This window comes from Blastococcus sp. SYSU DS1024, from assembly GCF_054050795.1.
On record NZ_JBJHAA010000003.1, the window covers coordinates 187,044 to 208,503 of the forward strand.

Genomic DNA, 21,460 nt, shown 5'->3' on the forward strand with positions numbered 1-21,460 from the left:
GCTAGCCGCCGAGGAGCACCCGGCCCCGGGCCACGACGTCGTCGTCCTGCCCGAGCCGCACGGGAACGCCGTCCGATCGCCCGCTGTCGGCGTCCGTGCCCACCCAGGTCGGCCGGTCGAGCTCGGCGAAGCGGTCGAAGGCGAGCGTCAGGCCGGCCAGCCGGCTGCCGGCTCCCGGCAGCTCGGGGCGGAGCGCGACCGCGCGGAGCGCCGCGTCGACGAGGAGCATCCCCGGCAGGTGGTCGACCGGCTGGTCGAAGTAGGTCGGGTCGGGTGGCCCACGGTCCCGGCCCGCCGGTCGTACCGGCCGTGCGCCGCCGGCCACCGCACCGCCACGGCGGTCCGGTCCCGCGCGAGGCCGGCCAGCTCGGTCGCCAGCACCTCGTCCGGCGCGGTCTTGTGCACCAGCGCCGGCTCGACGGGCACCCAGGTCGGGGAGCCGACGCCGGGCGGCGCCACGGTGGGGTCGTGCGGGGCGGGCCGTGCGGGTGGCGGCGTCATGGGGTCTCTCCGGTCCGGGGGCTGCGGCCGGGGCGGCACGTGCCGTCGAGTGTCGGCCAGAACCCGGCCGCACGGGTCGTTCCGGTACGCGCCGGACCGACCGTACGGGTGCGCCGGGAGCGGGCGGGCCGCTCAGTACCAGGAGGGGAACCACATCCGCTGCACCCACTCGGTGTGGGAGAGCGGCTGCCCGGTGAGCACCGGCCAGAAGAACGCGAAGGTGGCCGCCACGATCGCGATGTACCCGCAGGCGGTGGCCAGGCCCACCCGCCGACGCCACTCGTCGGCGCCCGGCCGGCCCACGACGTCCTGCAGCAGCAGGGCGACCGCCAGCACGAAGAACGGCACCACCGGCGCCATGTAGAACAGGAACATCGTGCGCTCGAGGTTCAGGAACCAGGTGAGCCAGCCCGCAGCGATCCCGACGGCCACGGGGATCGCGGCCGGGTCCCGCCGGGCGACGATCCGCCAGACCAGCCAGAGCGCGGCCGGGGCGAAGAGGAACCAGAGCGTCGGCGTCCCGACCATCAGGATGTACCGGATGACCTGCTCGCCGTCGGCGTCGACGAGGCCCTGGGGGTTCCACAGCAGGATCGGCCGGCCGGTGACCAGCCACGACCAGGGCCCGGACTCCCACGGGTGCGGGCTGGACAGCTCGTTGTGGAAGCGCAGCCACTCGGCGTGCTCGTGCCACAGCGACCGCAGGGCGTCCGGCACCCAGGGGAAGGCGGTGTCCGGGTGCTGCTGCGCCCAGGCCCTGCCCTGCGAGGTCTCGCCGAGGAACCAGCCGGTGAAGCTCGCGAGGTAGGTGAGCACCGGCACGGCGGCCAGCGCCCACAGCGCCCCGGGCAACCCCCGGCGCGCCGCCGTCCACGTGGGCCGGGGTGCCCCCGCCTCGCGCCACGCCGCGCGGTCCCAGAACAGCGACAGCACGGCGAAGAAGGCCAGGAACCAGACCCCGCTCCACTTGACCGCGCAGGCGCAGCCGAAGAGCACACCGGCCGCGATCCGCCAGCCGCGCGGGCCCAGCCGGAAGCCGGTGGCGCCGACCTGCCCGGCGGCGCGCACCCGGGCGCGGACCACGTCCCGGTCGACGACGAGGCAGGAGACGGCGGCCAGCACGAACAGCTGCAGGAAGATGTCGAGCAGCCCGATCCGCGACAGCGTGAACTGGAAGCCGTCGACGAGCAGCAGCACCCCGGCGAACAGGCCGACGACGGTCGAGCCGGTGAGCCGCCGGGCCAGCCGGAACAGCAGGACGACGGCGAGGGACCCGGCCACCGCGGAGGGGAAGCGCCAGCCGAACGAGGTGTAGCCGAACGCCTGCTCGCCCAGCGCGATCAGCCACTTGCCCAGCGGCGGGTGGACGATGAAGGAGTAGCCGCGGTTGTACTCGAAGCCCCAGGTGAGCAGCTCCTGCGCCTGGGGTGGGTAGTACGCCTCGTCGAAGACGAGCGCGCGGGGGTAGCCGATGCCCCAGAGCCGCAGGGTCAGCGCCACCACGCCGAGGACGGCGGCGATCGTCCACGCCGTCCACCGGTCGTCCGGCAGCGGGGGGACGACGTCGCGGCGGCGCGCGGGGGACGGGGGGCGGCGCACCCGCGAGGCGGCCGGCTGCGGGGGTGCCTGCGGGCCGGGGTCCGCCCGCCCGGGTGCCAGCACCGCCATGCGGTCAGGGTAGTGAAAGGACCCGCCCGCCCCCCAGCACTCGCAGGCTCGCGCCGGGACCCTGCGGGCGAGCCTGTCGGTCCGGTCGTGACAGGCTCGACGGGTGAGCGGACGGCTGGTGCTGGGTGGGGCGCCCCTGGGGCAGCCCGGTGACGTCGGCCCGCGGCTGCGGGCGGCGATGGCCACGGCCGATGTGCTGGCGTGCGAGGACACCCGCCGGCTGCACCGGCTCGCCGCCGACCTCGAGGTCACGCTCACCGGCCGGGTGGTCACCTTCCACGACTCGGTGGAGCGCGCACGCCTGCCCGGCCTGCTGGACGCGCTGGCCTCCGGCGCGACGGTGCTGCTGCTCACCGATGCCGGGATGCCGTCGGTCTCCGACCCCGGCTACACGCTCGTGCGGGCGGCGATCGACGCCGGGATCGCCGTCACCTCGGTGCCCGGGCCCTCGGCGGTGACGACCGCGCTGGCGGTCTCCGGGCTGCCGGTCGACCGGTTCTGCTTCGAGGGCTTCCTGCCGCGCAAGGCGGGGGAGCGGCGCTCGACGTTCACCGCGCTGGCCGACGAGCGGCGGACGATGGTCTTCTTCGAGTCGCCGCACCGGCTGGCCGACGCGCTGGCCGATGCAGCCGCCGTCCTGGGCGAGGAGCGGCCGGCCGCGGTCTGCCGCGAGCTGACCAAGACCTACGAGGAGGTGCGGCGCGGCGGGCTGGGGGAGCTGGCCGCGTGGGCGGCCGAGGGAGTGCGCGGCGAGATCACCCTGGTGGTCGCCGGCGCGCCGGAGCGGGCGGTGGAGCTCACCGGGCCGGAGCTCGCCGCCGCCGTCGCCGCCGAGGAGGCCGCGGGCGCCACCCGCAAGGACGCCATCCGCGCGGTCATGGAGCGCACCGGGCTGCCCAAGCGCACCGTCTTCGACGCCGTGGTCGCCGCCAAGGGCACCTGAGTCCCCGCGCGCAGTTCGTGCACATGGCGTTCCCATCCGCATCGGGAGAGGACGACATGTGCACAACCGGCTCCTTGTGGACGCGCGGGGAGCGCCGCCGGAGCCGCTCGGGCACCCTGCCGCCGTGCCGGTCCAGCCTGTCGTCCCCGATCGTCTGCGGGGCAGGTTCTTCCGCGGTAGCGCTGCGGTCCGAGCGGGGTGGCTCACCCGGCAGCAGCTCCGCGGGCCGGCGTGGCGCCGCCTGTTCCGCGACGTCTACGTCGACGCCGCGGTCCCCGACTCCCACCGGCTGCGTGCTCGCGCCGCCGCCTCGGTCCTTCTCCCCGGTGCGGTGATCTCCGGGGCCAGCGCGGCGACGGTCTGGGGTGTCGATCTGGCGGCGGCCACGGACGACGTCGAGCTCACCCTCCCGCCGGGCGCTCATCCCCGGCGGCATCCCGGCCTGGTGGTGCGGCGGGCGTCACTGGCGGCGGGGGACGTCTGCCGGCGCGACGGCGCCCTGGTCACGACGCCTTCGGCGACGGCGCTGCGGCTCGCGCGGGCCCTGGCACGGGAGGAGGCGGTCGTGGCGGTCGACCGCATGATCGCCGCTGGTGTCCTCGGGCTCGCCGAGGTCCGGGCACGGGCCGCTACGGTGCGCCAGCGTGAGGTGTGCGCGCTCGCCGACGGCCTGGCCGAGTCGCCGCAGGAGACGCGCCTGCGCCTGGTGATGCGCCGCGGCGGCCTCCCCGATCCCGTCGCCCAGCACGTCGTCCGGCACGCCGGCGAGTTCGTGGCCCGCGTCGACTTCGCCTGGCCGGAGCTGAAGGTCGCCGTGGAGTACGACGGTGCCTGGCACGGGGCGGCCGGCCAGCTGGCGAAGGATCGGCGACGCCTCAACCGCCTGCAGGAGGCGGGCTGGCGGGTGGTCTTCGTGACGGCCGCGGACCTGCACGACCCGGCGCGCCTGCTGATGACCATCCGTGCCGCGCTCGCCCGGTGACCACGCCGGGATGTGCACGAACGGTCGTCTCGGCCGGCCGGAGGGAACCGTTCGTGCACGAAACTGCCGAGGTGGGCGGCCCGGTGGGGCGTGCTACAGCCAGCCGTTGCGCTTGAACCCGCGGTACAGCAGCGTGATGACGGTGGCGATGAGCAGCAGGACGGCGAAGTAGCCGTACCGCCACTCCAGCTCGGGCATGTAGTCGAAGTTCATGCCGTAGATGCCGGCGATGGCGGTGGGGACGGCGATGATGCCCGCGTAGGCGGAGATCTTCCGCATGTCCTCGTTGTCGGCCATGGTCGTCCGTGCCAGCGAGGCCTGCAGGATCGACGTGAGCAGCTCGTCGAGCCCACCGACCTGGTCCCGCACCCGGATGGCGTGGTCGAGCACGTCGCGGAAGTAGGAGCGCATCGCGTCCGGGACGACGTCGACCGGCCGCTCGGCGAGCTTCTGCAGCGGGACCTCCAGGGGGGAGACCGCCCGTCGCAGCGACATCAGCTCCCGCTTGAGCTGGTACAGCCGGCCGATGTCGTCGGTGCGCTCCGGGCTGAAGACCGACGCCTCGAGCTCCTCGACGTCCTCCTCGACCGCGGCGGCCACCTCCACGAACGTGTCGACGACGAGGTCGGCGACCGCGTACAGCACCGCGGACGGCCCCAGGCACAGCAGCTCCCGCTGCTCCTCCAGCCGCTGCCGCAGGCCGGTCAGCCCGCCGTGCTCCCCGTGCCGCACCGTGATCACGTACCGGGGCCCGAGGAAGACCATCACCTCGCCGGTGTCCACGACCTCGCTGGTGGCGGTCAGCTCCTCGTGCTCCACGTACGTCGCGGTCTTCAGCACCATGAACAGCGCGTCGTCGTAGGGCTCGAGCTTCGGGCGCTGGTGGGCGTAGACGGCGTCCTCGACGGCGAGCGGGTGCAGGTCGTACCGCTCGCCGATCGCTCCCAGCTCCTCCTCGCTCGGCGCGTAGAGCCCGAGCCACACGAAGCCGCCGCGCTCCTCGGCGATCCGCAGCGCGTCGTCGGGCGCGATCGCCTCCTGCCGCCGGCCGTCGACGTAGACGGCGCAGTCGACGACGGCGCCGTCGACCGGGCGGCGGGTGGGCCGGCGGTGCTGGGGGCCGGCCGGCTGCGGCCGCAGCGTCGGGGGTTGCGACGGTGCCGGTGCCAGGGGTGCGGCCGGGGGATCGTCCCGGGTGCTCATCGCGGCTGCCGCCTTCCTCGCGGGTCGTCGTCCGGGAGTAGCAGCGTAGGCGCCCGACATGCCGGCCCACGCGGGCCCGGCCCGGCCCGCGACGGCGTCTCACCCCGGCGGGTGAGCCGACCGGGGTGACGCTCCAGCCACCTCTTCGATCGGCCGTCCAGTCCGGGGACACCCCCGACCGGTCAGGGAGAGATTCCTCGTGGCGAGCACCGTCCTCGACGTCCGCACCATCGCCGGTGCGGCGTACGTCCGCACGGCGCGGCCGGCCCCGGAGACCTCGGCGGCCGGCGCGGCGCGGTGGATCCCGGTCCCGGCGCTGGCGGCGGGGGTGCTCGCCGTCCTGGAGGCGGTCGGCCTGCTCGCGGTCGGCCTGTCCCGGGCCGATGCCGTGCTGGCCTCCCCGGTGCGCCCGGCCGGCTGGCTCGTCGCCGCCGGGCTGTTCGTGCTGGCCGGGTGGATCGTGCTCACCGCCGGCGCCGGCGCCGCGCTGATCGAGGGCTCCAGCCGGAACCTGCTCCTGGTCACCTCGGTGGTCGAGCTGGCCGCGGTGTCGGTGCTGGGCGGCTTCGCGCTCCTGCAGCCGCTGCCGACCGCGCTGACCGGGGGGCTGCCGTTGCCGCTGCTGTTCGCCGCCGCCTTCGCGCTGCCCATCGGCAAGCTGCTGCTCGTGGACGCGCCGTCCGCCCGGGACTGGGTGCTGCGGGGGCCGCGGGTCCGCGTGCGCCGACCCGATCCGGTGGCCGTCCACCGGTCGCTGTGCGCGGTGACCCTCGGGGGCATCGCCCTGGTGCTGGGCGGCCTCGTCGTCCTCCAGCCGGCCGACGCCGACCCGGCGGGACCCGCGACGAGCGTCGTCTCGCAGCCCTGACCCCGGCGCCGGCTGCCCGCCCGGGCGACCGGCGTCGACCGCGCCGCCTAGGCTCACCGGCGTGAGTGATCGGCACATCCTGACCGCCGTCGCGTGGCCCTACGCCAACGGCCCGCGGCACATCGGCCATGTCTCCGGCTTCGGCGTCCCCTCCGACGTCTTCAGCCGCTACCACCGGATGGCCGGTGACCGGGTGCTGATGGTGAGCGGCACCGACGAGCACGGCACCCCGATCACGGTGGCCGCCGACGCCGAGGGGATCACGCCCCGGCAGATCGCCGACCGGAACAACCGGATCATCGTGGGCGACCTGCAGTCCCTCGGGCTGAGCTACGACCTGTTCACCCGGACGACGACGGCCAACCACGCGCAGATCAGCCAGGAGATCTTCCTCGGCCTGCTCAAGAACGGGTACGTCTTCCCGAAGACGACGCTCGGTGCGATCAGCCCGAGCACCGGCCGCACCCTGCCCGACCGCTACATCGAGGGCACCTGCCCGATCTGCGGCTACGACGGGGCGCGCGGCGACCAGTGCGACAACTGCGGCAACCAGCTCGACCCGATCGAGCTGATCAACCCGGTCAGCAAGATCAACGGTGAGACGCCGAAGTTCGTGGAGGAGGAGCACTACTTCCTCGACCTGCCCGCGTTCACCCGCGCGCTGGGCGACTGGCTGGGCACCCGCAAGAGCTGGCGGCCCAACGTCCTGAACTTCAGCGTCAACCTGCTCGAGGACCTCAAGCCGCGCAGCTACACCCGCGACATCGACTGGGGTGTGCCGGTGCCGCTCGACGGCTGGCGCGACCGGCCGGACAAGCGGATCTACGTCTGGTTCGACGCCGTCGTCGGCTACCTGTCGGCGTCGATCGAGTGGGCCCGCCGCTCCGGGGACCCGGACGCCTGGCGGCAGTGGTGGCAGACGCCGGACGCCGACGCCTACTACTTCATGGGCAAGGACAACATCGTCTTCCACTCCGAGATCTGGCCCGCCCAGCTGCTCGGCTACAACGGCGAGGGCGACAAGGGCGGCACGCCCGGCTCCCTCGGCCGGCTGAACCTGCCGACCGAGGTGGTCTCCAGCGAGTTCCTGACCATGGAGGGGCGCAAGTTCTCCTCCTCCCGGCAGGTCGTCATCTACGTGCGCGACTTCCTGGCCCGGTACGACGCCGACGCGCTGCGCTACTTCATCGCCGTCGCCGGGCCGGAGAACCAGGACACCGACTTCACCTGGGCGGAGTTCCGCCGGCGCAACAACGACGAGCTGGTCGCCGGCTGGGGCAACCTGGTCAACCGGTCGGTCTCGATGGCGGCCAAGAACGTCGGCGCGGTACCGACCCCGGGGGAGCTGACCGCGGAGGACCGCGCCCTGCTGGCCACCACCTCCGGTGCCTTCGCACCCGTCGGCGAGCTGCTGGCCCGCAACCGGCAGAAGGCCGCCATCGGGGAGGCGATGCGCGTGGTCGGCGAGGCGAACAAGTACCTGTCGGACCAGGCGCCGTGGAAGCTCAAGGAGGACCCGGCCCGCCGGGACACCGTCCTGCACACCGCGCTGCAGGCGATCAAGGACTGCAACGCCCTGCTGACGCCGTTCCTCCCGCACTCCTCCCAGCAGGTGCACGAGCTGCTCGGCGGCACCGGCACCTGGTCGGTCGCGCCGCGGATCGAGGAGGTCACCGACCTCGACGACGGTTCGCCGTACCCGGTCATCACCGGCGACTACGAGCAGGGGCAGGCGGTCTGGGCCTCGACGCCGCTGGCGGCGCCCGGCACGCCGCTGACCCCGCCGAAGCCGATCTTCACCAAGCTCGACGAGTCGGTGGTGGAGGAGGAGCTCCGGCGGCTGGAGGGCGGCGAGTGAGTCGTAGCGCCGCCGCCCGCGCCAACCGGCGGGGTGAGGCGCCGCCGTCCCCGGAGCCGCTGCCGGCGCCGGCGCTGGACAGCCACACCCACCTGGACATCGTCCTGGGGGAGCGGCCGGCCGACGGTGACCACGGCGAGTGGGCGTCCGACGCCGCAGTGGACGCCGAGATCGCCGCCGCCGAGGCGGTCGGCATCCCGCGGCTGGTGCAGGTCGGCGTCGACGTCGCCTCGTCCCGGTGGTCGGCGGAGCTGGCCGCACGGCACCCGAACGTGCTCGCCGCCGTCGCCCTGCACCCCAACGAGGCGGGGGAGGGCAGGGCGACCGACGACGCGCTGGCCGAGATCGACCGGCTGGCCGCCCTCCCGCGGGTGCGGGCGGTGGGGGAGACGGGGCTGGACCGCTTCCGCACCGGGCCCGAGGGGTGGGCCGCCCAGGAGGCGTCGTTCCGGGCGCACATCCGCATCGCCAAGGAGCACGGCGTCGCGCTGGTCATCCACGACCGGGATGCGCACGAGGAGGTCCTCCGGGTCGTGGACGACGAGGGCGCGCCCGAGCACGTCGTCATGCACTGCTTCTCCGGCGACGCGGCGTTCGCACGGGCGTGCGTGGAGCGTGGGTACGTGCTGTCCTTCGCCGGCACGCTGACCTTCGCCAACGCCGGCTACCTGAGGGAGGCGGTCGCACTGGCGCCGGTGGGCCAGCTGCTCGTGGAGACCGATGCGCCGTTCCTCACCCCGGTCCCCTTCCGCGGGCGACCGAACGCCTCCCGGCTGGTGCCGCACACGGTCCGCGCGCTCGCCGAGGTGACCGGGAACGACCTGGCGGAGCTCTGCCACGCCCTCACCGCCACCGCCGAGCGCGTCTTCGGCAGCTGGCGCACCAGCTAGGTCCGATCGCGCCGAGTGGGCCCCGGAGGGGTCCGCGCAGGCGCGATGGAGGCGCTCGTCGCCGCCGGGGGACGGCACGTGGTCGCGGTGTCGTCCGGAGGACGACGATGTCATCGCGCAGGGGCGATGGACGCGCTCGTGGCAACAGGGGAACGGCTCGTGGCCGCGGTGTCCTCCGAAGGAGGACACTGTCACCGTGGGTCGTCTCATCGCCGTCGTGGTCTTCGTCGCTCTGCTGGTGCCGGGCGTCCTGCTGGCCCGGGCCTGGGGCTTGGCGGCCGGGCGGCGGGCGGTCGCCGGCGCGGGGGTGGAGCTGGCCCAGCCCACCCGGGAGGGGGCGGCGACCCTGCAGCGCCAGGCGGTGCACGGCCGTCGCTGGCGGTGGCTGGGCCTGCTCCTGGGCGTCGCCGGGATCGTGGCCAGCGTGGTGCTGCTCGCCGAGGCCTCGGTGTTCCTGTGGCTGCCGCTGCTCGTGATCGGGTCGCTGGCGGGCGTGCTGCTGGCCGAGGCCACCCGGCCGCGACCGCGCTGGCAGCTGAGCTCGCCGGCCCGCCGACCGCGCCAGGGGGAGCAGATCTCGGGCTGGCTGGTGTGGACGATGCGCGCGGTCGTCGCCGCCGAGCTGCTGCTGGCCGGGTGGTTGTGGGCCTCGGGCGACCTCGGGGGTGCCGTGGCCTGGGTGGCCGTCGCCGTGCCGCTGGCCGCCTGGTTGCTGGCCGAGGTGGCGCTGCTGCGCGCCCTCGTCCGTCCGCTGCCCGCCGACGGCGCCGACGTGCCCGTGGACGAGGCGCTGCGCACCTGGACGGCGCACCTGGTCGTCGCCGCTGCGAGCGTGAGCGCCCTGCTGCCGCTGGGCACGCTGCTGCTCCGGGTGGGCCTGGACCTCGGGGACGAGGTCGGCGAGGGCTTCGACGTGCTGCCCGTCGCGTTCGTGGCCGGGGGCTTCTCCGCGCTGGCCGCGGGGCTCGCGGTGGCCGCCTTCCTGCTGAGCTGGCTGCGCCCGGTGCGGTCCAGCGCGGTCGCGCTCACCGGCTGAGAACGGCCGCGTGCGCGCCGGAGCGGCGCCCGTGCCGTGTGCTTGGTCACCGCCGCGCGGAGTGACCGCCGCTCCGCACGGTGCCCGGGCTCGGCGCGGCCGTCACCGCGTGTGTCGGCGAGTCGACACAGCGGAGGCGCCGACTGCTGTTTCACTGCTCGTGCACCGAAGCCGTCCGCGGAGTGTTCGTTATCGTGTCGTGACCGACAGCCGGGGTGGAGGGACGGACCGGGTGGCGCCATCGCGGGGGAACCCGCAGGCTGCCGCCCGAGCCGCCGACGTGGCCGGGCCGCTCCGGCGGTCCCGTCGCCCTCCTGCCCGGGTTCTGTGACCCCTGGAAGTGTCGTGCGCCGCTCCTTGCAGCTCAGCCTCTTCGCCCTCGTCCTGCTCGGACTGGTGGGCGGGACGCTGGCCTTCTTCCTCGCCCAGAAGTCCGTCTCGCTGACCGTGGACGGGCAGACCCGGGACGTCGGCACCTACGCCGGCACGGTGGCCGAGGTGCTCGAGGAGGAGGGGCTCACGCTCACCGCCCACGACGTCGTGCTCCCGTCGGCCGATCAGGTGGTGGCCGACGGTGACGCCGTCGTCCTCACCCGGGCGCGGCCGCTCGAGCTCACCGTGGACGGCGTCTCGCGCCAGGTGCAGGTGACCGCCCTGTCGGTCGAGGAGGCGCTGGACCAGCTGGGCTTCCGCACCGACGGCCTGGTGCTCTCGGCCAGCCGCAGCGACCGCCTCCCGCTGGAGGGGATGCAGCTGAGCATCACCACGCCCAAGGAGGTCGTGCTGGTCGCCGACGGGCAGGAGCGGGTGGTCACCACGACCGCCGCCACCGCCGGCGACCTGCTCGCCGAGCACGGCATCGCGCTCAGCGAGACCGACCGCACCAGCCTGCGGCTGTCCCAGGCGCTGCTCAACCGCATGCGCCTGCAGGTGTACCGGGTGCAGGTCTCGGAGGTCACCGAGACGACCCCCGTCGCCCACGGCCGGGTGGAGACCAAGGACGCCGAGGCGTTCCAGGGTGACGAGACGGTGACCGTCCCGGGCGTGGACGGCGAGCAGGCGACGACCTACCGGGTGACCGTCGTCGACGGTCGCGAGACCAGCCGCGAGGAGCTCTCCCGCACCGTCACCCGCGCACCGGTCGACGAGCAGGTCACGGTCGGCACCAAGGCCCGCCCGACCAACCGCCCCGCCGCCGACGGCCTCAACTGGGCGGCCCTGGCCGGCTGCGAGTCCGGCGGACGCCCGAACGCGGTGAGCTCCACCGGCAAGTACCGCGGCATGTACCAGTTCTCGCAGGCCACCTGGAACTCGGTCGGCGGAAGCGGCGACCCCGCGGCCGCCTCGGCCGACGAGCAGACCTACCGCGCCCAGCTGCTCTACCAGCGCTCCGGAGCGGGTCAGTGGCCGCACTGCGGCCCCCGCCTGTTCAGCTGATCCGCTGAGCACCGCACCCGAGCAGGCCGACGGGTTGCTGGGCCCGGCCGCCATCCGCGAGCTGGCCCAGCGGCTCGACCTGCGCCCCACCAAGACCCTCGGGCAGAACTTCCTGCACGACGCCAACACCATCCGGCGGATCGTGCGCACCGCGGACCTGCGGCCCGACGACGTCGTCCTCGAGGTGGGCCCCGGGCTGGGCTCGCTCACCCTCGGCCTGCTGCCGGCCGCCGCGCAGGTGACGGCGGTGGAGATCGACCCGCGGCTGGCTGCTCTCCTGCCCGAGACCGTCGCCGCGCGCCGACCCGACCTCGCCGACCGGCTCACCGTGGTCGAGGCCGACGCGCTGCGGCTCCGCGAGCTGCCCGGGCCCCCGCCCACCGCGCTGGTGGCGAACCTGCCCTACAACATCGCGGTCCCGGTCCTGCTGCACCTGCTGGAGCTGCTGCCGACCCTCGGCCGGGCGCTGGTGCTCGTGCAGGCGGAGGTGGCCGAGCGGTTGGCCGCCGCGCCCGGGACGCCCGCGTACGGGGTCCCCTCGGTCAAGGCCGCCTGGTACGGCGAGGTGCGCCGGGCGGGCAACGTCGGGCGCCGGGTCTTCTGGCCCGAGCCCAACGTCGACTCGGGGCTGGTCGGCCTCGTCCGCCGGCCGCCCCCGCCGGGGGACCGGGAGGCGACCTTCGCCGTGGTGGACGCGGCCTTCGGCATGCGACGCAAGGGCCTGCGGGCGGCCCTGGCGCGCTGGGCGGGAGGCCCCGCCGCGGCCGAGGCGCGCCTCCGCGCCGCGGGCATCGAGCCCTCGGCCCGCGGCGAGCAGCTCTCCCTCGCCGACTTCGCCCGGCTGGCCGGCACGGAAGCCGGGCAGCCGTGAGCGGGCGGGACGCGGTGGTCGTCCGGGCGCCGGCGAAGATCAACGTGCACCTGGGCGTGGGCCCGCTGCGCGCGGACGGGTTCCACGCGCTGCAGACCGTCTACCTCGCCGTGTCGCTGCACGACACCGTCACCGCGCGGCCGGGCGAGGGGTTGTCCCTGCGGATGACGGGCGAAGGGGCCGGCGCGGGCGACGGCTCGGGACAGGTGCCCGCCGACCGCACCAACCTGGTCTGGCGGGCCGCGGAGCTGCTGGCCGCGCACGCGGGCGTCCGCGCCGACGCCGATCTGGAGGTGGCCAAGAGCATCCCGGTCGCCGGGGGGCTGGCCGGTGGCAGCGCCGACGCGGCGGCCACGCTGGTGGCGCTGGACGCGCTCTGGGGCACCCGTGCCGGCCGCGAGGACCTGCTGTCGCTCGCCGCCGACCTGGGCAGCGACGTGCCCTTCGGCCTCGTCGGCGGCGTCGCCCTGGGCACGGGCCGGGGGGAGCAGGTCTCCCCGGTGCTCACCGGCGGGCGCTGGCACTGGGTGCTCGGCATCGCCGGGGAAGGGTTGTCCACCCCGGCCGTGTACGGCGAGCTCGACCGGATGCGCGCTGCGGGCCGGCTGCCCGACGTGGCCGGGCCGACGCCGGCCGACCCGGTGCTCGCCGCGCTGCGCTCGGGCTCGACGACGGAGCTCGCCGCGGCCCTGGCCAACGACCTGCAACCGGCCGCCCTGGCCCTGCGTCCGGAACTGCGCCGGGCGCTGCGCGCGGCCGAGGACGCCGGCGCCCGCGCCGCGCTGGTGAGCGGATCGGGGCCGACGGTGGCCGCGCTCGCCGCCGACGAGCGGTCCGCGGTCCGGCTCGCGGCCGAGCTCGCCGGCGTCGGCGTGTTCCGCACGGTGCGGGCCGTCACGGGGCCGGTGCCCGGCGCCCGGACGACCGCCTGACGGAGCCCGCGGGATCGTCCCCGCGGGCTGCGGGGCTCAGCTGCCGGTGGCCGCGGGGACGCGCCGCTTGGCCGCCAGCCGCACGGGGTCGGGCCACTTGACGTTCCAGGCCCAGCCGAGCTTCTCGAACACCCAGATGGTGCGGGCGCTGATGTCGATCTGCCCGCGCAGCACACCGTGCCGGGCGCAGGTCGGGTCGGCGTGGTGCAGGTTGTGCCACGACTCGCCCGCGCTGAGGATCGCCAGCGGCCAGAAGTTCGTGGCGCGGTCACGGCCCGGGGAGACGAACGGGCGGTCGCCGATCACGTGGCAGACCGAGTTGATCGACCAGGTGACGTGGTGCAGCAGGCCGATGCGCACCAGCCCCGCCCAGAAGAAGGCCGACCAGGCACCGGCCCACGAGCCGGCGACCAGGCCGCCGATGACGGCCGGGAGGAAGAGGCTGACCGCCGCCCACACCACGAACAACCGGTCGGTGATGACCAGCGCGGAGTCCTTCATCAGGTCGGGGGCGTAGCGCTCCTGGCTGGTCTTGCGCCGCTCGAACAGCCAGCCGAGGTGGGCGTGGAACATGCCCTTGAGCAGCGCGCGGGCGTCGCTGCCGTAGCGCCACGGCGAGTGCGGGTCACCGTCGCGGTCGGAGAAGGCGTGGTGCCGCCGGTGGTCGGCCACCCACTGCACCACCGGGCCCTGCACGGCCATGGACCCGGCGACGGCCAGCAGCAGCCGCAGCGGGCGCTTGGCCTTGAAGGAGCCGTGCGTGAAGTACCGGTGGTAGCCCACGGTCACGCCGAGGAGCGTGAAGAAGTAGAAGCCGACCGCGAGCCCCACGTCCAGCCAGGACAGCCCCCAGCCCCACACGGCCGGCACGACGGCGGCCAGGGCGAGGAAGGGCACCACCACGAAGACGTAGAGCGTGACGATCTCCAGGACGCTCTTGCGCCGGCCGATCGCGTTGGCCGGGAGCCCGACGTGCGGTTCCGCAGGGCGCGGAGGAGCCATGGGCCGGGTACGGGCAGGAGCGGACAAGGGGCCTCCGAGGGCGACCGGTGGGGGGATCGGCCGGCGCGCACTGGGGCCCGGCCGCCTGGCCGTAACGTACGGCACGACCAGGGAGTCGGCGAGCCGACGGCGGAGGATCGGTCCCGACGCGGGTGCTGCCGGCGCCGGCGGGGCCCTAGGCTCGCCCCGGGCGCTGCTCCACCGGCGCCCTCCGGGCCGGCGCGGCCCGGGATGGGGGATGGGGTAATCGGCAGCCCGCCGGCCTTTGGAGCCGGGAAGTCTCGGTTCGAGTCCGAGTCCCCCAGCGCAACCCGCCGACGCCGATCGAGGAGTTCCGTGACCCACGTGCAGCCGGCCCCCGCCCCCGTCGCGCCGACAGTGGCCGCCGTCGTCGTCCTGGCCGCCGGGCAGGGCACCCGCATGCGCTCGACCACCCCGAAGGTGCTGCACCCGCTGGGTGGGCGCAGCATGCTCGGCCACGTGCTCGCCGCCACGGAGCCGCTCGGCGCCGGCGCGACGGTCGTGGTCGTGGGCTCCGGTCGCGACCAGGTGGAGGAGCACCTGGCGCAGATCGCGCCCGCCGCGCTGCCCGTCGTCCAGGAGGAGCAGCTGGGCTCGGGGCACGCGGCCGCGGTCGCCCTCGCCGCGGTCCCGGAGCTCGAGGGGCCGGTGCTGCTGGTCAACGGTGACGCGCCGCTGCTCCGGGCGGCGACCGTGGCGCGCCTGGTGGAGGAGCACCTGCGGACGGGGAACGCGCTCACCGTCCTCACCGCGGAGGTGGCCGACCCGACGGGTCTGGGGCGCATCGTGCGGGACGCCGGCGGCCGGGTGCGCGCGATCGTGGAGCAGCGCGACGCCACGCCGGAGCAGCGGCTGATCCGCGAGATCAACGCCGGCGTCTACGTCGGCGACGCCGCGGTCCTCCGGTCCTCGCTGGGCCGCATCGACGCCGGCAACGACCAGGGCGAGCTCTACGTCACCGACGTCCTCGGTCTGCTCGTCGGCGACGGGGCCCCGGTGGGCGGGGTGCTCGCCGAGGACCCCGACGACGTGCTCGGCTGCAACGACCGGGTGGAGCTGGCCGCGCGCCGGCGCACGCTCAACGACCGGGTGCTCGTCGAGCTCATGCGCAGCGGCGTCACCGTCGTCGACCCGCTCACGACGTGGGTCGACGTCACAGCGACGGTGGGCCGCGACGCGGTCCTGGAGCCCGGCACCCACCTCCAGGGGGTGACCTCGGTGGGTGATGCTGCCCACGTGGGCCCGGACACCACGCTGGTCGACACCGAGGTGGGGGAGGGGGCCACCGTGGTGCGGGCGCACGCGGTCGGTGCGCGGATCGGTGCGCGGGTGTCGGTCGGCCCGTTCGCCTACCTGCGGCCGGGCACCGATCTCGCGGCCGGGGTGAAGGTCGGCACCTTCGTGGAGACGAAGAACGCGCAGGTGGGGGAGGGGGCGAAGATCCCGCACCTGTCCTACGTCGGCGACGCCACGATCGGCCGCGGCACCAACATCGGGGCGGCCACCGTGTTCGTCAACTACGACGGCGTGGCCAAGCACCGCACGACGATCGGGGACCACGCGCGCACCGGCGCCGACAACATGTTCGTGGCGCCGGTCACGGTCGGCGACGGCGCCTACACCGCCGCGGGGTCGGTCATCACCTCCGACGTGCCCCCCGGTGCGATGGCCGTCGCCCGGGCACCCCAGCGCAATGTGGCAGGCTGGGTCCGTCGCCGACGGTCCGGAACGCCCGCTGCGGAGGCCGCGGCAGCGGCCGAGAACCGGACCGAGGCACCCGGGGAGGACCGGTCCGGGCCCTCCCGTGCGGACTCCGACAGCTAGGGGCAGCGAGCCGATGAGCGCCATCCGGCAGACGACGAACAAGAGCATGATGCTCTTCTCCGGCCGGGCCTATCCCGCACTGGCCGACGAGATCGCCGGTCACCTGGGTGTGACCCCCACCCCGACGGCCGCCTACGAGTTCGCCAACGGCGAGCTGTTCGTGCGCTTCGAGGAGTCGGTGCGCGGCTGCGACGCCTTCGTGGTGCAGAGCCACACCGCCCCGATCAACACGTGGCTGATGGAGCAGCTGATCATGGTCGACGCGCTCAAGCGCGCCTCGGCCAAGCGGATCACCGTCGTCGCGCCGTTCTTCCCCTACGCCCGGCAGGACAAGAAGCACCGCGGCCGCGAGCCCATCTCCGCCCGGCTGGTCGCCGACATGTTCAAGACCGCCGGTGCCGACCGGCTGATGACCGTCGACCTGCACACCGCCCAGATCCAGGGCTTCTTCGACGGCCCCGTCGACCACCTCTTCGCCCTCGACCTGCTGGTCAAGCACGTCTGCGACCGGTGGGGCGACCGCGACATCACCGTCGTGTCTCCCGACTCGGGCCGGGTCCGGGTCTCCGAGCGGTGGAGCGACAAGCTCGGCGGCACCCCGCTGGCCTTCATCCACAAGACCCGTGACCCGCTCGTCGCCAACCAGGTCGTCGCCAACCGCGTCGTCGGCGACGTCGAGGGCCGGGTCTGCATCCTGGTCGACGACATGATCGACACCGGCGGCACGATCGTGAAGGCCGCCGAGACGCTGTTCGAAGCGGGCGCCGCCGACGTCATCGTCACCGCCACGCACGGCGTGCTGTCGGGCCCCGCGGTCGAGCGGCTGTCCAACAGCAAGATCAGCGAGGTCATCGTGACCAACACGCTGCCGATCGAGCCCGAGCGGCAGTTCGACAAGCTCACCGTCCTCTCGATCGCCCCGCTGCTCGCGCGGGCGATCAAGGAGGTCTTCGAGGACGGCTCGGTCACCAGCCTCTTCGACGGCGCCAGCTGAGCTCACCCCGCCGGGTGACCGGTCGCGTGGTCCGCGGCCGGTCCCCTGGGAGGATGGCCGGCGTGCCCGCTCGTGCCCGACTGACCGACGCCCAGGTGGCCGCCGTGGCCCGCTACCACTTCGGCCTGGGCGCCGTGGTGCCCGACCTGCCGCCCGGGGAGGCCTTCGAGGACGCCCAGGGCGTGCCGGTGGCCGTCCGCGAGGGCGACGGGCTGGCGGTCGCCGAGATCCCGCGCTGGCGCGCGCCCGCGGCGGTGGCCCGGCGGCTGGCCGACCTCGGCTGGACGGCGCCCGCCGCCTGGGTCGGCCGACCGCCGGCCGACCCCGCGGAGCTGCCCGCCCGCGTCCTGGCGCTGCTGCCCGTGGCCGGTGCGCCGGCGGACTCCGCCTCGGTCTCCACCGGTGCCGCCGCCTGGGCGGGCGTCCGCGCGACCGGCCGCGAGGTCGAGCTGGTGCTGGTGCCGGTCACCGCCGCCCACCCGGAGCTGCCCTGGAGCGAGCTGGCCGCCCGGTACGGCGCGACCCTGCTCGGGGAGCGGGCCGATCCCGAGCCCGCCCGGACGGGCGGCACGGTGCTGTTCTTCACGGGGCTGTCGGGGGCGGGCAAGTCGACGATCGCCGGGCGCGTGGTCGAGCTGCTGCTCGAGTCCGGCTCGGCGGTCACGCTGCTCGACGGCGACGAGGTGCGCCACCACCTGTCGGCGGGGCTCGGCTTCTCGCAGCAGGACCGGGACACCAACGTGCGGCGGATCGGCTGGGTGGCCGCGCAGATCGCCAAGCACGGCGGGACCGCCGTCTGCGCGCCGATCGCCCCGTACGCGGCGGTGCGCGCCGACGTCCGGCGGGAGGTCGAGGCGCAGGCAGGGCGGGGCAGCTTCGTGCTGGTGCACGTCGCCACGCCGCTCGCCGAGTGCGAGGCCCGGGACCGCAAGGGCCTGTACGCGAAGGCGCGCCGCGGCGAGATCCCGGCGTTCACCGGGATCAGCGATCCCTACGAGGCGCCCACCGACGCGGAGCTCACCGTCGACACCACCGGCAAGGACGTCGAGGCGTGCGCCCGCCTGGTGCTCGCGGCGCTGGAGGGCGCTCCGCGGTCGTAGCGCTCAGCAGGCGCGGGCGCGGCGGTCGTGCACGACGAGCCGCGCCGACCCCAGCCGCAGGTGCTTGCGCTCCTCGCGGAGGGAGAGCTCGGCGAGCGACCGGAACCGGTGGCGGGTCCACACGAGGACGGGCTCGTCGCCGGAGTCCCCGCCCACCAGCCGGAGCTGGTACCGCGGGGCCAGCCGGTGCGACCGGTCCCCGGGGAGGGGCCGCGCACCGCCGGGTCGTCGCGACGCAGCGTCGTTCTGCACGGCACGATGATGCCCGGTCCCGGTGCCGGGCGGGTGAACGCCTCCCGTCGTCCAGCTGACCACGGGGAACACGTCCGCCCGCCCGGGGGCGGCGCGGGAGGGCTACAGCACCATCCCCGCGCCGACCGTCGCGTTGTTGCTCTCGTCCACGAGGATGAAGCTCCCGGTGGTCCGGTTGACCCGGTAGGGGTCGGTGAACAGGGGCGCGGTGACCCGCAGCCGCAGCCGGCCGATCTCGTTCAGGGAGAGCGTGGCCGCGTCCTCGTCGCGGTGCAGGGAGTTCACGTCGAGCCGGTACCGCAGGTCCTTGACCATCGCGCGCGCCGAGCGCGTCGTGTGCTTGATCGCGTACTTGCCGCCCGGCCGCATCGGTTCCTCGTGCAGCCAGCAGACCATCGCCTCGACGTCCTGGGAGGCGGCCGGCTGGTTGTTGGGCCGGCAGATCATGTCGCCGCGGGAGATGTCGATGTCGTCCTCGAGCCGGATCGTCACCGACATCGGGGGGAAGGCCTCGGCGACCGGGCCGTCCCTGGTCTCGATGGCGGCGATCCGGGACGGCAGCCCCGAGGGCAGCACGACGACCTCGTCACCGGGCTTGAGCACGCCGCCGGCCACCTGGCCCGCGTAGCCGCGGTAGTCCGGGTGGGACTCGGAGAACGGGCGGACGACGTACTGCACCGGGAACCGTGCGTCGATCAGGTTCCGGTCGGAGGCGATGTGCAGCTCCTCCAGGTGGTGCAGCAGCGAGCTGCCCTCGTACCAGGGCATGTTCGCCGACCGGGTGACGACGTTGTCGCCGGCCAGCGCCGACACCGGGATGACGGTCAGGTCGCCGACGTCCAGCTTGGCGGCGAAGTGCCGGAACTCCTCGGCGATTGCGTCGAAGACGCCCTGGTCGTAGTCGACCAGGTCCATCTTGTTCACGCACAGCACCAGGTGCGGCACCCGCAGCAGCGAGGCGAGGAAGGCGTGCCGGCGGCTCTGCTCGAGCAGGCCCTTGCGCGCGTCCACCAGGATCAGCGCGGCGTTCGCCGTGGAGGCCCCGGTGACCATGTTCCGGGTGTACTGGATGTGCCCGGGGGTGTCGGCGACGATGAACTTCCGCTTCGGCGTCGCGAAGTACCGGTAGGCGACGTCGATGGTGATGCCCTGCTCCCGCTCGGCCCGCAGGCCGTCGGTGAGCAGCGCCAGGTTGGTGTACTCGTCACCGCGCGCGGCGCTGGTGCGCTCCACCGCCTCGAGCTGGTCGCTGAAGATCGACTTGGTGTCGTACAGCAGCCGGCCGATCAGCGTCGACTTCCCGTCGTCCACCGAGCCGGCGGTGGCGACGCGCAGCATCTCCATCAGAAGTACCCCTCACGCTTGCGGTCTTCCATCGCGGCCTCGCTGGCCCGGTCGTCGGCGCGGGTCGCGCCCCGCTCGGTGACCCGCGTGGCGGCGACCTCCGCGACGATGTCGTCGACGGTGCGCGCCGCGGATTCCACGGCGCCGGTGCAGGTGACGTCCCCGACGGTGCGGTAGCGCACCGTCGCCTCGAAGACGTCCTCGCCCTCGGCCGGCCGGACGTGCTCGTTCGGCCACAGGAGCATCCCGTCGCGGAGGAAGAGCTCGCGGCGGTGGGCGAAGTAGATCGACGGCAGCTCGATGCCCTCGCGGCCGATGTACTGCCAGATGTCGAGCTCGGTCCAGTTCGACAGCGGGAAGACCCGGATGTGCTCGCCGCGGTGGTGCCGGCCGTTGTAGAGCGACCACAGCTCCGGCCGCTGGTTCTTCGGGTCCCACTGCCCGAACTCGTCGCGGAAGGAGAACACCCGCTCCTTCGCGCGGGCCTTCTCCTCGTCGCGACGGGCGCCGCCGAAGGCCGCGTCGAACCCGTGCTGCTCGATCGCGTCGAGCAGGGTGACCGTCTGCAGCGGGTTGCGGCTGGCCCGGGGCCCCTTCTGCTCGCGCACCCGGCCGGTGTCGATCGACTCCTGCACCGACGCGACGACGAGGGCGACGCCGGCCTCGGCGACCCGGCGGTCCCGGTACTCGATGACCTCGGGGAAGTTGTGCCCGGTGTCGACGTGCATCACCGGGAACGGGATGCGGGCCGGCCAGAAAGCCTTCTCCGCCAGGTGGAGCATCACGATCGAGTCCTTGCCGCCCGAGAACAGCAGCACGGGGCGCTCGAACTCGGCGGCGACCTCGCGGAAGACGTGCACAGCCTCGGCCTCGAGCGCGTCGAGGTGGCCCAGCTCGTAGCGCGTGGTCATGCGCGGTTCCCCCCATCGGTCCGGGCCGAGCCCAGGTCCGCCAGGGCGCCGAGCAGCCGCTCGGCCAGCTCCGGCCGGCAGACCACCAGGTCCGGCAGGTACGGGTCGGCCTGGTTGTAGGCCAGCGGCGAGCCGTCGAGCCGGCTCGTGTGCGCGCCGGCGGCACGGGCGACAGCGACCGGTGCCGCGGAGTCCCACTCGTACTGGCCCCCGCCGTGCACGTAGGCGTCGGCCTGGCCGCGCACCACCGCCATGGCCTTGACGCCGGCCGACCCCATGGGCACGAGCTCGGCCCCGATCGCGGTCGCCAGCTCCTGCACGAGCGCCGGCGGGCGGCTGCGGCTGACGGCCAGCCGCACCGGTCCCTCGGTGCGCACGGGCAGCGTCGCGGGCGCGGCGGTGCCCAGCGTGACGCCTTCGGCCGGCAGCGCCACCGCGCCGGCGACCAGCTCGCCGCGCTCCCAGAGCGCGACGTGGACCGCCCAGTCCGTGCGGCCGTGCTCGGCGAACTCGCGGGTGCCGTCCAGCGGGTCCACGATCCAGACCCGGTCGGCGCCCAGCCGGGCGGCGTCGTCCGCGCCCTCCTCGGAGAGCACCGCGTCGCCCGGGCGCGTGGCCCCCAGCCGGGTCACCAGGTGCGCGTGGGCGGCGGCGTCGCCGGCGTCCTTGAGCGCATCGGTGCCGGGGTACGAGCCGGCCCGGACGCGGAGGAGCACCTCGCCGGCCGAGGTGGCCAGGGCGTGCGCGAGGGCGTGGTCAGTACCTGAGTGCATTCGTCTTCCATTCACCGGCGGTGCGCCGATACTGGGCGATCCGCCGTCGG

The 21,460-nt window shown here is 74.7% G+C and carries 20 protein-coding genes and 1 tRNA gene; 13 read left to right on the forward strand and 8 right to left on the reverse strand.

The features are described 5' to 3' along the window. Window position 1: 1 nt before the first annotated feature. Both ACI79S_RS04290 and ACI79S_RS04295 read right to left on the reverse strand, forming a co-directional pair. On the reverse strand, window positions 2-325 hold the full coding sequence (locus tag ACI79S_RS04290) for a hypothetical protein (protein ID WP_456592203.1): 324 nt from the start codon (window positions 323-325) through the stop codon (window positions 2-4). A gap of 308 nt (window positions 326-633) precedes the next feature. Beyond that, entirely contained in the window at window positions 634-2,169 is a 1,536-nt protein-coding gene (locus ACI79S_RS04295) for a dolichyl-phosphate-mannose--protein mannosyltransferase (RefSeq protein WP_456592204.1), read from the reverse strand. 103 nt (window positions 2,170-2,272) lie between these two features. On the opposite strand from ACI79S_RS04295, the gene rsmI reads away from it, so the two are divergent. Next, entirely contained in the window at window positions 2,273-3,112 is an 840-nt protein-coding gene (rsmI, locus tag ACI79S_RS04300; RefSeq protein ID WP_456592205.1) for a 16S rRNA (cytidine(1402)-2'-O)-methyltransferase, read from the forward strand. 124 nt (window positions 3,113-3,236) lie between these two features. Beyond that, a complete protein-coding gene (locus ACI79S_RS04305; protein WP_456592206.1) occupies window positions 3,237-4,094 on the forward strand; it encodes an endonuclease domain-containing protein in 858 nt (285 codons plus the stop codon). 93 nt (window positions 4,095-4,187) lie between these two features. Here the strand turns inward: ACI79S_RS04305 and corA are convergent, their stop codons facing one another. Further along, complete coding sequence (gene corA / locus ACI79S_RS04310) at window positions 4,188-5,297, reverse strand: magnesium/cobalt transporter CorA (protein WP_456592207.1); 1,110 nt, start codon at window positions 5,295-5,297, stop codon at window positions 4,188-4,190. A gap of 199 nt (window positions 5,298-5,496) precedes the next feature. Between corA and ACI79S_RS04315 the strand changes: the two genes are divergently transcribed. The 7 genes from ACI79S_RS04315 to ACI79S_RS04345 all read left to right on the forward strand — a co-directional run bounded on the left by ACI79S_RS04315 (window position 5,497) and on the right by ACI79S_RS04345 (window position 13,189). After that, the gene (locus tag ACI79S_RS04315; protein WP_456592208.1) at window positions 5,497-6,165 is read left to right on the forward strand and encodes a hypothetical protein; all 669 of its coding nucleotides are present in this window, start codon (window positions 5,497-5,499) and stop codon (window positions 6,163-6,165) included. 61 nt (window positions 6,166-6,226) lie between these two features. After that, the gene (gene metG, locus ACI79S_RS04320) at window positions 6,227-8,023 is read left to right on the forward strand and encodes a methionine--tRNA ligase (protein ID WP_456592209.1); all 1,797 of its coding nucleotides are present in this window, start codon (window positions 6,227-6,229) and stop codon (window positions 8,021-8,023) included. Beyond that, window positions 8,020-8,913: a TatD family hydrolase gene (locus ACI79S_RS04325; protein ID WP_456592210.1), complete on the forward strand. Its 894-nt coding sequence runs from the start codon at window positions 8,020-8,022 to the stop codon at window positions 8,911-8,913. Before metG ends, ACI79S_RS04325 begins: the two co-directional genes overlap by 4 nt. A 196-nt stretch (window positions 8,914-9,109) precedes the next feature. Then, entirely contained in the window at window positions 9,110-9,949 is an 840-nt protein-coding gene (locus tag ACI79S_RS04330; RefSeq protein WP_456592211.1) for a hypothetical protein, read from the forward strand. A 345-nt stretch (window positions 9,950-10,294) separates the two neighbouring features. Next, window positions 10,295-11,386, forward strand: coding sequence for a ubiquitin-like domain-containing protein (locus ACI79S_RS04335; protein ID WP_456592212.1), 1,092 nt, complete (start codon window positions 10,295-10,297; stop codon window positions 11,384-11,386). 34 nt (window positions 11,387-11,420) lie between these two features. Continuing rightward, window positions 11,421-12,257 carry a 16S rRNA (adenine(1518)-N(6)/adenine(1519)-N(6))-dimethyltransferase RsmA gene (gene rsmA / locus ACI79S_RS04340; protein ID WP_456592213.1) on the forward strand — a complete coding sequence of 279 codons (837 nt, stop codon included), beginning with the start codon at window positions 11,421-11,423 and terminating at the stop codon, window positions 12,255-12,257. Then, complete coding sequence (locus ACI79S_RS04345; RefSeq protein ID WP_456592214.1) at window positions 12,254-13,189, forward strand: 4-(cytidine 5'-diphospho)-2-C-methyl-D-erythritol kinase; 936 nt, start codon at window positions 12,254-12,256, stop codon at window positions 13,187-13,189. Before rsmA ends, ACI79S_RS04345 begins: the two co-directional genes overlap by 4 nt. 36 nt (window positions 13,190-13,225) lie before the next feature. Here ACI79S_RS04345 and ACI79S_RS04350 read toward each other — a convergent pair whose 3' ends face one another. Continuing rightward, window positions 13,226-14,191 carry an acyl-CoA desaturase gene (locus ACI79S_RS04350; RefSeq protein WP_456592215.1) on the reverse strand — a complete coding sequence of 322 codons (966 nt, stop codon included), beginning with the start codon at window positions 14,189-14,191 and terminating at the stop codon, window positions 13,226-13,228. 232 nt (window positions 14,192-14,423) lie between these two features. Here ACI79S_RS04350 and ACI79S_RS04355 point away from each other — a divergent pair. From ACI79S_RS04355 to cysC, 4 genes are all read left to right on the forward strand, one after another. Further along, window positions 14,424-14,496 (forward strand) — tRNA-Gln (locus ACI79S_RS04355). Window positions 14,497-14,569: 73 nt separating this feature from the next. Continuing rightward, window positions 14,570-16,036, forward strand: a complete 1,467-nt coding sequence (gene glmU, locus ACI79S_RS04360) for a bifunctional UDP-N-acetylglucosamine diphosphorylase/glucosamine-1-phosphate N-acetyltransferase GlmU (RefSeq protein ID WP_456592310.1) — start codon at window positions 14,570-14,572, stop codon at window positions 16,034-16,036. Between the two features lie 13 nt (window positions 16,037-16,049). After that, the gene (locus ACI79S_RS04365) at window positions 16,050-17,030 is read left to right on the forward strand and encodes a ribose-phosphate diphosphokinase (RefSeq protein WP_456592216.1); all 981 of its coding nucleotides are present in this window, start codon (window positions 16,050-16,052) and stop codon (window positions 17,028-17,030) included. Window positions 17,031-17,092: 62 nt separating this feature from the next. After that, window positions 17,093-18,130, forward strand: coding sequence for an adenylyl-sulfate kinase (gene cysC, locus ACI79S_RS04370; protein WP_456592217.1), 1,038 nt, complete (start codon window positions 17,093-17,095; stop codon window positions 18,128-18,130). Between the two features lie 3 nt (window positions 18,131-18,133). On the opposite strand, the gene ACI79S_RS04375 is transcribed toward cysC, so the two are convergent. The 4 genes from ACI79S_RS04375 to ACI79S_RS04390 form a co-directional block, all read right to left on the reverse strand. Then, window positions 18,134-18,382 carry a hypothetical protein gene (locus tag ACI79S_RS04375; RefSeq protein WP_456592218.1) on the reverse strand — a complete coding sequence of 83 codons (249 nt, stop codon included), beginning with the start codon at window positions 18,380-18,382 and terminating at the stop codon, window positions 18,134-18,136. Window positions 18,383-18,484: 102 nt separating this feature from the next. Further along, a complete protein-coding gene (locus ACI79S_RS04380) occupies window positions 18,485-19,726 on the reverse strand; it encodes a sulfate adenylyltransferase subunit 1 (RefSeq protein ID WP_456592219.1) in 1,242 nt (413 codons plus the stop codon). Further along, window positions 19,726-20,637, reverse strand: coding sequence for a sulfate adenylyltransferase subunit CysD (gene cysD / locus ACI79S_RS04385; protein WP_456592220.1), 912 nt, complete (start codon window positions 20,635-20,637; stop codon window positions 19,726-19,728). The genes ACI79S_RS04380 and cysD overlap by 1 nt, the downstream gene beginning before the upstream one ends. After that, the gene (locus tag ACI79S_RS04390) at window positions 20,634-21,410 is read right to left on the reverse strand and encodes a 3'(2'),5'-bisphosphate nucleotidase CysQ (protein WP_456592221.1); all 777 of its coding nucleotides are present in this window, start codon (window positions 21,408-21,410) and stop codon (window positions 20,634-20,636) included. Before ACI79S_RS04390 ends, cysD begins: the two co-directional genes overlap by 4 nt. Window positions 21,411-21,460: the final 50 nt, after the last annotated feature.